This is a genomic window from Sorangium sp. So ce1335, assembly GCF_051521615.1.
Classification (GTDB): domain Bacteria; phylum Myxococcota_A; class Polyangia; order Polyangiales; family Polyangiaceae; genus Sorangium.
Genome location: NZ_CP150363.1, coordinates 6,887,636 through 6,899,730 on the forward strand (window position 1 = coordinate 6,887,636; position 12,095 = coordinate 6,899,730).

Annotated in this window: 11 protein-coding genes and 2 pseudogenes; 2 read left to right on the forward strand and 11 right to left on the reverse strand. The window is 73.4% G+C overall.

The window, feature by feature from the left end; all coding sequences use genetic code 11:
- Window positions 1–114: 114 nt before the first annotated feature.
- Window positions 115–885: a phosphatase PAP2 family protein gene (locus tag WMF24_RS25495; protein WP_437729983.1), complete on the reverse strand. Its 771-nt coding sequence runs from the start codon at window positions 883–885 to the stop codon at window positions 115–117.
- A 275-nt stretch (window positions 886–1,160) separates the two neighbouring features.
- Window positions 1,161–1,946 carry a TetR/AcrR family transcriptional regulator gene (locus WMF24_RS25500; protein WP_437729984.1) on the reverse strand — a complete coding sequence of 262 codons (786 nt, stop codon included), beginning with the start codon at window positions 1,944–1,946 and terminating at the stop codon, window positions 1,161–1,163.
- Between the two features lie 85 nt (window positions 1,947–2,031).
- Between WMF24_RS25500 and WMF24_RS25505 the strand changes: the two genes are divergently transcribed.
- Window positions 2,032–3,237, forward strand: coding sequence for an acyl-CoA dehydrogenase family protein (locus tag WMF24_RS25505; protein WP_437729985.1), 1,206 nt, complete (start codon window positions 2,032–2,034; stop codon window positions 3,235–3,237).
- A 126-nt stretch (window positions 3,238–3,363) separates the two neighbouring features.
- Here WMF24_RS25505 and WMF24_RS25510 read toward each other — a convergent pair whose 3' ends face one another.
- The 8 genes and pseudogenes from WMF24_RS25510 to WMF24_RS25545 form a co-directional block, all read right to left on the reverse strand.
- On the reverse strand, window positions 3,364–3,828 hold the full coding sequence (locus WMF24_RS25510) for a hypothetical protein (protein ID WP_437729986.1): 465 nt from the start codon (window positions 3,826–3,828) through the stop codon (window positions 3,364–3,366).
- Between the two features lie 73 nt (window positions 3,829–3,901).
- Entirely contained in the window at window positions 3,902–4,477 is a 576-nt protein-coding gene (locus WMF24_RS25515; protein ID WP_437729987.1) for a glutathione S-transferase family protein, read from the reverse strand.
- A gap of 182 nt (window positions 4,478–4,659) precedes the next feature.
- Window positions 4,660–5,319 carry a class I SAM-dependent methyltransferase gene (locus WMF24_RS25520; protein ID WP_437729988.1) on the reverse strand — a complete coding sequence of 220 codons (660 nt, stop codon included), beginning with the start codon at window positions 5,317–5,319 and terminating at the stop codon, window positions 4,660–4,662.
- A gap of 74 nt (window positions 5,320–5,393) precedes the next feature.
- Entirely contained in the window at window positions 5,394–5,876 is a 483-nt protein-coding gene (locus tag WMF24_RS25525; RefSeq protein ID WP_437729989.1) for a DUF1348 family protein, read from the reverse strand.
- A 66-nt stretch (window positions 5,877–5,942) separates the two neighbouring features.
- Window positions 5,943–6,956, reverse strand: coding sequence for a hypothetical protein (locus tag WMF24_RS25530; RefSeq protein ID WP_437729990.1), 1,014 nt, complete (start codon window positions 6,954–6,956; stop codon window positions 5,943–5,945).
- A gap of 14 nt (window positions 6,957–6,970) precedes the next feature.
- Window positions 6,971–7,486 (reverse strand): hypothetical protein, encoded by a 516-nt coding sequence (locus tag WMF24_RS25535; RefSeq protein WP_437738953.1) that lies wholly within the window; start codon window positions 7,484–7,486, stop codon window positions 6,971–6,973.
- Window positions 7,487–7,489: 3 nt separating this feature from the next.
- Window positions 7,490–7,651, reverse strand: a pseudogene (locus WMF24_RS25540) (RHS repeat-associated core domain-containing protein); the annotation flags it as partial.
- 1,427 nt (window positions 7,652–9,078) lie between these two features.
- Window positions 9,079–9,861: pseudogene (locus tag WMF24_RS25545) on the reverse strand (PAAR-like domain-containing protein); the annotation flags it as partial.
- Window positions 9,862–10,105: 244 nt separating this feature from the next.
- Between WMF24_RS25545 and WMF24_RS25550 the strand changes: the two are divergent.
- Window positions 10,106–10,489, forward strand: a complete 384-nt coding sequence (locus tag WMF24_RS25550) for a hypothetical protein (protein WP_437729991.1) — start codon at window positions 10,106–10,108, stop codon at window positions 10,487–10,489.
- 21 nt (window positions 10,490–10,510) lie between these two features.
- Here WMF24_RS25550 and WMF24_RS25555 read toward each other — a convergent pair whose 3' ends face one another.
- Complete coding sequence (locus WMF24_RS25555; protein ID WP_437729992.1) at window positions 10,511–12,025, reverse strand: dipeptidase; 1,515 nt, start codon at window positions 12,023–12,025, stop codon at window positions 10,511–10,513.
- Window positions 12,026–12,095: the final 70 nt, after the last annotated feature.

The following is a 12,095-nucleotide window of genomic DNA, read 5'->3' on the forward strand; positions in this document are numbered from 1 at the left end:
TTCCTGGCTCACGGGCGTAGTTTGAGCCCGGATCCCAGTTTGTCAAGACTACTTACTTAGGCCGTCCGGGCGCGACGCGGCCGCTTGTCTATCGCCGCGACTGCCCCACTCGGCTCAGAAATCGGCGGCGACGCCCACACCGGCGCCGCTGCCAGCCGGCGCGAGCGAGAGGCGGAAACTCCGTGTGTCCGGGCCGGCAACGCGCGCGCGCGGGCCGTGAAACAGATACGGAATCAGCACGCCGGCCGCCGAGCCGATGGCGGCGCCCGTGACCACGTCGCTGAAGTAATGGCGGTCGGAGGCTATGCGCAGGTATCCGGAAAGCACGGCGATCGCCATTCCCTGGGCCCATACCCACGGCGCTGCGCGATAGCCGCGCATCGACGCCACGGTGCCGCTCGCCGCGGCGAGGGAGAAGGCAGCGGTCGTGTGACCCGAGAAGAACGAGAGATCGTCGTCGTGCGCGAGCGGGCGCGAGCAGCCCGCGCCCTCGCAATGAAGCACGTCGGCGTTCTCGAAATGGGCATAGGGCCGCTGGCGGCCGACGATGTATTTGGTGAGCTGGTTCAGGTTCATCGCCAGCACCGTCGCCTCGGTGACGATGACGAGGTCGGCTGTGATGTTCTCGGTCCGGCCGTCGTGCCACGCGGCGAACGCGGTGAGGCCCAGCGCGGAGGCGGGCGCGAGGGCGAGGACCGTCGCGTTGCTCAGCTGATGGGCGACGCCCGGGTTGCCGCTCCAGAGGAGCGCGTCGCGGACCGAGGTGTCGAGCGCGCCGACCGCGCACCAGCGGCACGCGTCGGGGGCGAGGCCCTTCTTGGCGAGCTCGGTGGCGATCCACGCGGCTCCGCCGACGACGGTCACGGGCAGGTCGACCTCCGGCACGTACGTGAGCTCGGGGGACGGCTCTGCGGCGGCGGCCGGTGAGGGGGCGAGGAGGAGGGCGGACAGCGTTGTCGCAGCGAGGGCGGCGCGCACGAGGAGGGCGAGCCTAGCCCGGGCGGCGCGGCACGGGAACCCGCCGCGCGCGCCGCAGCTCTGCCGCGCGGCGGCCTGAGACGCGGGCCGCTGCTCTGCCGCGCGGCGGCCCCGGCGCCGTGAGACGCGGGCCGCTGCTCTGCCGCGCGGCGGCCCCGGCGCCGTGAGACGCGGGCCGCTGCTCAGGCGCGCGGCGGCCCCGGCGCGCCGAGGAGCAGCCCGTCGAGGAGGCGCGCGTGGGCGTCGTCGACGACGCGCCGGAGCTCCGCCGGGCCGGCCCTGGACAGCGCGCCCGACGCCGCGAGCGTCGCGAGGCCGTGGTGCATCGCCCAGATCGGGACCGCCAGCGCCATCGGCTCGCCGGGCGGGAACGCCCCGGCGCGCTGCGCCTCCTCGATGAACCCGAGGAGCAGCGCGAGGCTCCTCGACGTGGCCGCCGCGACGCGCGGCTCGTCGGGGTCGACCTCGCCGGAGTACATCACATGGAACGGCGCCGGGTGCTCCAGCGCGAACCGGACGTAAGCGAAGCCGGCGGCCAGGAAGCGCGCCCGGAGGTCGCCGCCGGCCGCCTCCAGCGCCGCCGAGATCCGCGCGGCGAGCTCCGTGCTCGCCTGGACGGCGAGCTCCGTCATCAGCGCGCGCTTGTCCGGGAAATGGCGGTAGGGCGCGGCGTGGGAGACGCCGATGCGCCGCGCGACCTCGCGCAGGGTGAAGCCCGCGTTGCCCTGCTCCTCGATGAGCGCGAGCGCCTCCTCCAGCACGGCGCGCCGGAGGTCGCCGTGGTGGTAGGGCCGGTCGGCGGCGCGCGGCGCGGGCGCAGGCGCAGGCGCAGGCGGGGTGCGCGCGCGCGCGCGGCGGCGTCTCGAGGAGGAAGCCACGGCGGAGGCGCGCACGATACCACGACGGCCCTGCGCCGCAGGGCCGGCGGGCGGCCGCGACGAAAATGTAGACGGTGGAAACTTTCGCATGTTGTCAGTGTCATCATCGGGCGCGCGGGCGGCCCGGAGGGGGCCGGCGCGCCGCACCCCCCCTGGAGAAGGAAAGGAGCCCCGTATGTCCGAGCCCCGTCGATCCCCCGAACGCGAACGCCTCCTCGCCGCCGTGGAGCGCGTGCGCGGCGTCGCCGCCGCCCACGCCGAGGCGTCCGAGCGGCTGCGCACGCTCGCACCGGCGGTCGTCGACGCGCTGCGATCGAGCGGCCTCTTCGCCGTGGCCGCGCCGCGCGCGCTGGGCGGGGCCGAGTGCGATCCGCTGACGCAGGTCGAGGTCTTCGAGGCGATGGCGCGCGCGGACGCCTCGGCGGGGTGGTCGCTGATGATCAGCGCGCTGCTCGCCGCGGTGGCCGGGGGCACCTTGCCCGACGAGGGGGCGCGGGAGGTCTTCGCCGGGCCCTTCCCCACGTTCGCGGGGCTGCAGGTGCCGTACGGCGTCGCGCGGCGCGCGGCGGGCGGCTACGCGCTCGAGGGGCGCTGGGCGTTCGGAAGCGGCGTGCGGCACGCGCGATGGGTCTTCACCTGCGCCGTCGTGGCGCCCGAGGGCGGGGCGCCTCCGGCGGGGCCGCCCGAGATGGTGAGCCTCGCCGTCCCGCGCGAGCAGGTGGTGATCGAGGACACGTGGGACGTCGCCGGGCTGCGCGGCACCGGGAGCGAGCACTACCGGATCGAGGGCGCGCTCGTGCCCGAGGCGCTGACGTGCCCGTTCCCGGCCGCCCCGCAGCGGCGCGGCGGCGCGCTGTACGCGCTCCCGCTCGTCGCCCTGACCGCCGCCGGGCACGTCGGCTTCGCGCTCGGCGTAGGGCGGCGCGCGCTCGACGAGATCGCGGCGGTCGCTCCGCGCCGCATCAAGGCCTGGCCCCAGCTCGCGCTGGGCAGCCACGCGGCGTTCCACATGGACCTCGGGCGGGCGGAGGCGAAGCTCGCCGCGGCGCGCGCCTACGCGTTCGACGCGCTCGGGCGGATGTGGGACCGGGCGCGCGCCGGGGAGGCGCTCTCGATCGAGGACTGGAGCGCGATCCGGCTCGCCCAGACGTACGTGACCGACGTGGCCGCGGAGGTCGCGGGCTTCGCGTACCGCGCCGGCGGCGGGGGCGCCCTGTACGCGGAGAGCGCGCTGCAGCGGTGCTTCCGCGACATCCACGCGGCGACGCAGCACATCGCCGCGACCGACGATGCGTACGAGTTCGCGGGGCGCGCGCGGCTCGGGATCGCCGAGCTGCACCCGATGCTCGCCCCGCGGCCGGCGGCGGGCGGCGCGGGCTGAGGGCGCGCGTGGAGATGCGCGCCGGTCCGTCGCAGCCCCACCGGATACCGCCGTGACGCTGCCGGTCCGGCCATGGGTGCTTTCAACGGGGAGCCGTCATGGCTGCCCCCGGGGCGGGCACGCCGATCAGCGCTGGCCGCCTTCCGGCGGGCACGCGACCCGCCGGGGCGGCGGCGGGTTGCACATGATCATCACGGGGGGGCCTGCGTCGTCCGACGGCAAGGCCCGCGGGCACGGGCTGGGGAGGAACTGCCGACACGTGCCGTCTGCGTCCCGGACGATCCTCCCCCCGGGCGCGGGCGGCGGGAGCGGCTCCTGCTCCCGGTGCGCCGCCGTCGCCCCGGCGTCCTGCGGCTCCGGCGCCGCCGCGTCCTGCGCCGCCGTCGCCCCGGCGTCCTGGAGCGCATCGGGAGCGGCGGCGCCCCCCGCGCCGGGCGCGCCGGTCGGCGGGAGCTCAGGGCGCGGCGGGTTGGACGTCGCGTCCGGCGGATCGGACGGCGGCGGGGTCGAGGCACAGCCGGCCGCGCTGCCGGCCACCGTGACGAGGAACGATGACGCGAGCGCACGCCGGCGGCGGGAGGAAGGCCTCATGGCGCGCATCATGACGCGTGACGCGGCCCACGTCACCTGAACGCCGGCGACAGCGCACCACCAGGCGAACGGCTCACGGCTCCACCTTCATCCCCTTCGGGCGCGCCAGCAGGCGGTCCACGTAGGCGTCCAGCCTGGGGCGGCCCGTCGGGCCGGCCCACAGCCGCATCCAGATGAACATCGAGCCGATCATCACGTCGGCCGCGGTGAACCAGTCGCCGAACAGATAAGGGCCCTCCCCGAGCTCGCCCTCGACGACGTTCATGGCCGTGTCGAAATCGGTCCAACCCCGCTGCGGTTGCGTCTCGACCTTCAGCAGGCGGTCGCCCATCGCCGGCTCGAGCTGGGAGGTCGAATAGACCATCAGCGACAGGTAGCGCGCCCGCTGCAGCGCGCCGATCGCGGGCGCGAGCCTGGCCTCGGGGAACTTCTCCGCCAGGTACAGACAGATCGCCGCGTTCTCGAACAGCCGGGCATCGCCGTCCACCAGCGCAGGCAGCTTGCCCGCCGGGTTGATCTTCAAGAACTCGGGCGACTTGTGCTCCCGCTTCTCGAAGCTGATGGGCACGAGCTCGTAGGTGGCGCCGCACTCGTCGAGCATCCACTTTGCGATCACCGCGCGACTCTGCTGGTTGAAGTAGAGCTTCATCGCAATCTCCCTCGATGGTCGGTGGAACGGCCGCGAGCATGCCAGAACCGCGAGGCGCGTTCCAGAGCGCGCAGGCAGCACGGCAGATCACTTCACACGGCGCCCGGCGCGGTCCGCCCCTCGCGCGGCGCGCCAACAAGCAGGCTCCTCGGTCGAGGATTGCCTTCTACCGCAGACGGAAGCTACGCCCTGCGCCGGAGATGCACGGACAGGAGCCGCGGAGGGTCGTTCCGGAGGGCCCCGGCGTCGCGCCACTCGCCCAGGTGAACGAGCTCGAATCCGGACGACAGGCCCGCGTTCACGTACTCGGAGACGTCGTGAAGGAACGCGGGCACCCGCTCGGGCTCGCCGGTGGCGCGGTTGACGAAGTTGGCCTGGCCGCCGCGCATCTGGCGCATCGGGTGGAGCTCGCACAGGAAGAGCTCGCCTCCCGCGCGCGAGGCGCGGGCCGCCTCGGCGAAGATCGCCTCGAGGTGCTCGATGTGCTCCAGCACGAGCAGGGCGACAACGACGTCGGCCGAGCCGTCCGCCATCGGCCAGGCAGCGCGGATGTCGTGGTGCACGAAGCGGACGCGGGGGGATTGCACGCGCGCCCTCGCGTGCCGCAACATCCCCTCGGAGAAATCCAGGGCGAGCACGCTCGCGGCGCGCTCGGCGAGCCACGGCGTGTTGCGCCCGGTGCCGCACCCGATCTCGACCACGTCGCGGCCGGTCAGCACGAGGTCGCGCTGCCGGAGGACCGCGGCCGCGAGCTCGCGGGTCCGGTTGTCGTCGTCATCGTACGTCTCGGCCCAGCGGTCGTAGGCCGTGGCGATCTCTGGCTTGCTCGAGGTGCTGGACATATCGAATCGTGTGCCTTTGGCCAACCTGAAGGCGCCTTGCCGCCGCCGGAGCGGTCCGGCGCGGGCGCCGCCTGCTACAGGCCGAGCTCGCTCAGGCCGGGGTGATCGTCCGGCCGCCGCCCGAGCGGCCAGTGGAACTTCCGGTCCGCCGCCTCGATCCGCACGTCATTGATGCTCGCCTCGCGCCGGCGCATCAAGCCGTGTTCGTCGAACTCCCACTGCTCGTTGCCGTGGGACCGGTACCAGCTCCCGCTGTCGTCGTGCCACTCGTAGACGAAGCGCACGGCGATGCGGTCGCCGGTGAACGCCCAGACCTCCTTGATCAGGCGATAGTCCAGCTCCCGCTGCCACTTGCGGTGCAGGAACGCCTCGATCGCCTCCCGGCCCTGAAAGAACTCGGCCCGGTTGCGCCAGCGGCTGTCGACGGTGTACGCCAGGGCCACGCGCGCGGGATCCCGGCTGTTCCAGGCGTCCTCCGCCAGCCGCGCTTTCTGCGCGGCGGTCTCGGCGGTGAAGGGCGGAAGCGGCGGACGCGACGCGGCGGGCTGCTGGCTCACGGGGCACCTGCGCGAACCTTCGTCGAATCGCCCGTCCCAGGCAACCCCCTTTTCGCGCGCCGCGCCTCACCCCGGCCCCCATCCGGGCGGCGCCCCCCACCCCACCGGCGGCGCGGCAGGCGGCGCGACCTGACCGAGCACCTCCATCCAGGCCGTGCTCTCCACCCACGCCGCCAGGTAGGGCGCGCTCGCCCCGCGCCGCTGGAGCAGCACCAGGAACGGCTGTGTCACCCGGAATGACCTCGGCGGCGGCGGCCCGTACGAGCCCACGACCGCCTCGGCCGTCGCGCCTGCGCCGCCCTCGTTCAGGTGAAAGTTCACCCGCTGCTTCGCCCCGTCGAAGCGCTTCCCTCGCAGCGCCTCGCCGAGCAGCGGCCGACCGATGAGGTCACCGAAGATCCCCTCGAGATCGAGCCTCAGCCGCGGGATCGCGAGCGCCTCGTCGGGCGCCATCTGCCGAGCCACTCCCTGGAGCCGATCGAGCCGGGCGACCGCGCTGGACACCGTCGCTGCCAGCGTCTCCGCCGGCGCGACCTGCGCGACGAGGACGCGGCTGTCCGGATCGTCGGCGACGAGCTCGAGCACGAAGTCCTCCGGCGTCGCCCAGTCGTGCACGACGACCTGCGTCCTGCGCGCCGGATCCGCGCTGAACGGATTGCCGTCCAGCCCGAAGGCGCGAACCCTCCAGTCCTTGAACGTCCCTTCCCGCACAGCAAACGTCGTCCCGAACTTCAGGACCTTGCTCAGATAACCGTATGCCAGCAGGGCATCGGCGGGCACTGCTTGCGGCAGGTACTCCGGCCTCGCGCCGGGGAACTTCGAGAAGAGCTCGGCGCGCAGCGCCTCCACGATGTCCTCGCCGCCGAACCCAGCCCCCGACACGCTCCAGGCCGGATCCACCACGTCGGCGCCAAGCCGCATCGCGTTGAGCGCGTCGGCCAGGGCCGGCTGCGGTTCCATGCGGATCGGTCCGAACCGCGCCCGCAGCCGCTCCCAGGCGAGCGCGAACGCGGCGCAGAAGACGAGATCTTCCCGAGACGACGAGAGCGGCGTGGACAGGCTCGCGCAGACAGACGGCATGGAACCTCGATCGGTCAAGGTCGGCGGGTGAAGGGCTGCATCGCGCCGGCGGGGCCGGCGATCGTGACGCCCGGGATCGTGGGGTGGTCGTACATCTTGTCGCCGACGCAGGCTATCGTGGTCGCGCCGGTCGCGCTCGCCACCGACTGCGCGATCGACCCACCCGGCTGGCCAGGCGGGTCGGTGCCGCCATGGCAGACCGTCATGTGAACCCTGTTGCCCGTGAAGCCTGCGCCCTGGATGCTGCTCGCCAGCTGCTGGCCGCTCATCGTGGACCCCGTGAACCGCCCGCTCGGGTCGGCGTAGTGGATCGTGCCGGGCGACCCGTGCCCGTAGACGTAGAGATCGCTCTCATCGGCGAGCGCCCTCGGATTCCCGAGCTCGCTATAGTGCACGATCCGCTGCCCCGTGGCCCGCGACCGCGCGTTCGCGCCGTTCACGCAGGTCGGGTCGTCGCTCATGAGCAGAATGGCGAGGCCGAGCGGATCGACCCAGAGCGTGACGTTGGGAACGAACGCCAACTCGAACATGGAGGCATCGATCCAGAGCGGGTCGGGCGTGGTGAAAGTCCCGAGGTCCGGGGCGTAATACCTGGCGCGGTGGTAGGTGAGCCCGGTGAGCTCATCGTGGCGCTGCCCCGCGAACCGGAGCGCGGTGAACGGCCCAACGTCCTCGTCCGGATCACGCGGCCGCACCCGTCCCGCTCGATGGTGAGCGACTCGCCGGCCGGGTTCTTGACCCAGGAGAGCCGCCCGCGGGCGTCGTAACCGAACCTGTACCGGGCGCCGTCCGATTGCACCTCCTCCACGACGAGGTGCCCGACATAGCGCGCGGACGAGAGGCCGCCGCCCGGATGGCGCGCCGACACGGGGCGACGCGCGTCGTTGTACGCCTTCTCGACGACCACGCCCCCCGGCGCCCGGACCCGCACCGGGAGGCCTCGGCTGTCGTAGTCGAGCTCGTACACCGCGCCTTCCGGCATCTCGACACGAACGAGCTGGCCGAAGAGATCATGGGTGTACCGCACTTTCCCGCCGCCCGGCAGCGTCCGCGCGGCGAGGTTTCCGTGGGCGTCGTATTCGAAAGCCTCGACGGAGCCGTCGGGCGCAACGATGGTGATCACCCTCCCGCGCTTATCGTACTCATACCGTGTCTTCGCCCCGAGCGGGTCGGCGCGCTCGAGCATCTGCCCGTGCTCGCCGACAGCGAAGGCATACCGAGCGCCCACGGGATCGGGCACCTCGACGATGGCGCCGTCCTCGCGACGCTTCAGGCTGAACGAGCGTCCCGTCGCGTCCGTGAAGCAGGCGAGTCGGCCCCTCGCATCGTAGGTGCTCCGCTCGATCCCGTCTGACGTGGTGGAGCGGACGACCTGGCCGACTGCGTTATACGACAGGTTCTTTTGCTGGCCTGCCGGATCCTCGTATCGCTCCACGAGGCCAAGCGCGTTTCCCTTGTAGCGGAACCTGTACCCGAGGCCGTCGATGACGGTGGTTTCGTAAGGGCCGGGCCCGTACTGGAACCGCATGTGGAAGAGGCCCTTGGGACGCGCCGCCATCGAGGCTTCCGGCGCGCCGACCTCCCGGAGGACGTCGGCGCCCTCAATGTCGCCCCAGGTCTCCACGCAGCGCCGCTCCCCCGAGACCTCGGCGTACACGAAGTGATACAGGAGGCCGCCCGACTGCTGCTCCTGGACGAGATAGTGCTCGTCGTCGTACGCGTACCGCGTCTCCGCGCCGCCGGCGTCGATGACGCGGACGAGGTCTCCCTTCGTGTCGAGCTCGTACGTCACGAGGCGCTTCGTGTGCTCCACGCCGTCCGCGCCGGTCACGGCGACCCACCAGCTCCTGTACTGGCCCTCCCGGACGAGCCATGCGCGGCGCCCGACCGAATCCAGGATCTGGACCACCTCGCGCTCATCCCATGTTATCTCAGCGAGATTGCCGGCCCGATCGCGCATCTGCGCGAGCCGGAAGGTGCCGGGCGCGTGCCCGCGCCGAAGGACGCGGAGGATGCCGTCGTCGAGGTCGACGACGAGCGCGTCGCCCTCCCAGTACACGCGCCGCGCGAAGGGGAGCAGCACCTCGACGTCGCCGGCTGGAACGGCGAGGGTCGTCTCGCGGAGGGTCTCGTCGATCAGGATGAGCCGGTCCCCCCGGATCTCGGCCTGCCAGCACAGGGCGTGGGACCAGCCGCGGCCGATGCCGCACTCCCGCAGGACCGAGGAGGTGCGGTACGTGCGGATCCAGCTGACCGGCAGGGGCCCCGGGAGGAGAAAATCGGTTTCCGGCGGCGTGAACATCGTGCCGGTGACGATGTCGACGGGGTGCCCCGCATCGGCTTGACCGTCGGCCCCTGGCGCAGCGGGCGGGTTGGGCGGCCCTGCGCCCTGGTTGCTCCCGCCGCCGCCTCCGCCGGCGTTGCTCCCGCCCTGCGGCCCGCCCCCGCCAGGCCCGCCGGCGCCGCCTCCGCCGCCGCCCCCGCCGCCGCCCCCGCCGCCGGCGCCGCTCGCGCTCGCGCCGGCGCCGACGGTGATCGACTTGTTCATCTGCCCCATGCTGCCGGTGATGCCGGCCATGCCGAGCTCGATGAGCACGTTGGGCGCGCCGAGCCAGGGGAAGCAGGGGCCGCCGGTGTTGAGGCTGACGACCTCCTTGAGCGTGCCGGGCTCGTTGCCGTGGCACGCCTTCATGCAGCCGCCCACGGTGAGGATCTTCGCGCCTTCGATCTTCGTCCGCATGCACGGATCGATGATCCCCTCGGCCACGGTGCCCATCGTGGGATAAGGGATCGGCACGGGGCTCGGCGCGGCAGGGGTGAGACACACGCTCACGGCCATTCCGGTCATTTGGTGACCGGATTTCTCGGTGATGGTGTCCATGTGGAGCGCGGTGACCTTGCCCATGGCAACGCGATGGTCGCACGCCGGGGACAGGCGCGGGAAGCGGCCGCGTGCGGCGTAGGCCGTGCTCGCGGCGGATCAGCGCGCGGCCGGCGGGCGCCGGCGAACCGGCGCGGTCCGTAGGAGCCGCCGCAATTTCGTGGGGGCGAGACGACGGATCGCAGCCCCTCGAAAGCGATGGTCCCGACACGGACTCAACCGCCGGAACCTGGAGGCTGTGGTACAGATGCCGTATGTCGAGGCAGCCGTGAGCGCCGACCCTGGGGAGGCCGGCTACCTGGACGCGATCTTCGCGGCGATCCGCGGGGGCGCCAGCCAGCTCGCGGCGATGAAGCGGTGGCTCGGCAGCGCCGAGCGCGCCGGCTCGTCGCCGTGGCGCTTCCAGTTCCTCGCCACCGCGCGCGCGGCGCACCGGCGCGCCGGCGCCTTCGTCGACGAGGCCGAGGAGCGGCTGCGTGAGCTCGGCCCCGCCGATCAGGTCCCGGCCCCGCTGGACCAGCTCCCCAGGAACGTCGCCGCCCTGCGCGCGGACCTCCGCGAGGGGGAGCGGAGCCTGGATCGCATCGCGACCGAGGCCGCCGCGCGCGAACAGGCGCGCAGCGACGCCGGCCGGCGAGCGCGCCCGTCGTGATGGCGAGGACGACTCCGCTCCTTATCTGGACAGCATGAGATCCAGACCGCCAGGGTCCGGCGGCGGGGCGGGCTTCGCTGGCCTCGGGGCCGGCGCCGGGGGCAGGGGCGGCGGCATCTGAGGCCGCGGATCCGCGCCCGGCGGCTCCGGGAGGGACGGCGGCAGCTCGGCCGCGGAGAGCTGCCGCGTGCTGCCGTCGCCGGAGAGCGTCGTCTGCGTCGAGGCCGCGTACGCCTCGGCTTGCTCGAGGACGCGCAGGAAGTTCCCGCCCAGGATCTTGAGGATGTCCTCGTCCGAGTAGCCTCGCCGGACGAGCTCCAGCGCCATCGACGGGGTCCCGTCGATGCCGGCGAGCCCGTGCGGGGACGCGGCCATCCCGTCGAAATCGGCGCCGAGCGCGACATGATCGACCCCAGCGACCCTCACGAGCTGGTCGATGTGGTCCGCGATCCGCGAGAGCGGCGGCGGCTTGATCGGGCCTTCCTGGGCCTCGATGCGCTCGATCTCCTCCCGGAGCCGCGCCGGGTCGCCCGGGTAGCGCTCGCCGAGCTCCCTGAGGCGCGCCCCGTGCTTCTGATGAAAGCGCGCCGCCTGCTCCGCGTACGCCTCGTCCAGGAACAGCGCCCAGGAGCTCACCACGGCGACGCCGCCGCCCTTCGCGAGCGCGCGCAGCAGGTCGTCGTCGAGCTGGCGGCGGTGGTGCGCCTGGGCGCGGACCGAGGAAGCGGTGATGACCGGCGCCGTCGCCACCTTGAGGACCGACCGGAGCGTGGCCTCCGACGCGTGCGAGACGTCGACGAGCATGCCCATCCGCTGCATCTCGCGGACCACCTCCTCCCCGAAGGGAGACAGGCCGCGGTGGCGGACCGCCGCGGGCTCGAGGGCTCCCCCCTCGGCGTCGGCCCAGTCGTTCGTGCTCGTGTCCGTGAGCGTCATGTAACGGACGCCGAGGCGATAGAACGAGCGCAGCGCAGGCAGGGAGTTCTCGATCGCGTGTCCGCCCTCGATGCCCAGGAGCGCGGCGATCTTGCCTTCACGCTTCGCGCGGCGCAGGTCGCGCGCGCTCCTTGCCAGCGCCCGCTCCGCGCCGTGGCGCTCGATCTGCCGGTAGGCCGCGTCGATGCGCTCGAGCGCGCGGCGGGCGGCGCCGCCGTGCACGGCCTGCCTCGGCCCGGGGAGCGCGCCGACGTGGATCGGCAAGAGCTCGCCGGTGATGCCGGCCGCCTTCATCCTGGCGAGATCCGCGGGCGTGGCCTCGCGGACCGCGCTCGCAGGATCGAGCGGGCCGCCGAGGACGAGCGGCAGAGCACCGCTGTGGCCCTCGACGAGGAGGGCCGCGGCGCGCAGCCGCGCGGCCCGCTGCTCCTGGGTCTCTGGCGCAGCAGGGCGCTCGACGTCGCCGGCGGACACGGCCTCGGTCGAGGGCGCGGCGTCGGCCGGGTCGGGGGACGGGTACATCAACCAGGGCGGCACGGCAGGAGCGCAGGCCGCGAGGGACGCCGCGGTGAGGAGCGCGAGGGGGTACGACGTGCGCACGGGCCCATCGTATCACGCGCGATCGCCGCGCGCGGACGGCGAGCATGGCAGAGCCCGCCGCGAGCGCGGC

Bases quoted from the DNA above. Each gene is read 5' to 3' on its own strand.
- WMF24_RS25515 (WP_437729987.1), bottom strand. From the start codon at position 4,477: ATGAAGCTCTACTTCAACCAGCAGAGTCGCGCGGTGATCGCAAAGTGG.
- WMF24_RS25520 (WP_437729988.1), bottom strand. From the start codon at position 5,319: ATGTCCAGCACCTCGAGCAAGCCAGAGATCGCCACGGCCTACGACCGC.
- WMF24_RS25510 (WP_437729986.1), bottom strand. From the start codon at position 3,828: ATGAGGCCTTCCTCCCGCCGCCGGCGTGCGCTCGCGTCATCGTTCCTC.
- WMF24_RS25505 (WP_437729985.1), top strand. From the start codon at position 2,032: ATGTCCGAGCCCCGTCGATCCCCCGAACGCGAACGCCTCCTCGCCGCC.
- WMF24_RS25530 (WP_437729990.1), bottom strand. From the start codon at position 6,956: ATGCCGTCTGTCTGCGCGAGCCTGTCCACGCCGCTCTCGTCGTCTCGG.
- WMF24_RS25535 (WP_437738953.1), bottom strand. From the start codon at position 7,486: ATGTTCGAGTTGGCGTTCGTTCCCAACGTCACGCTCTGGGTCGATCCG.
- WMF24_RS25500 (WP_437729984.1), bottom strand. From the start codon at position 1,946: ATGCGAAAGTTTCCACCGTCTACATTTTCGTCGCGGCCGCCCGCCGGC.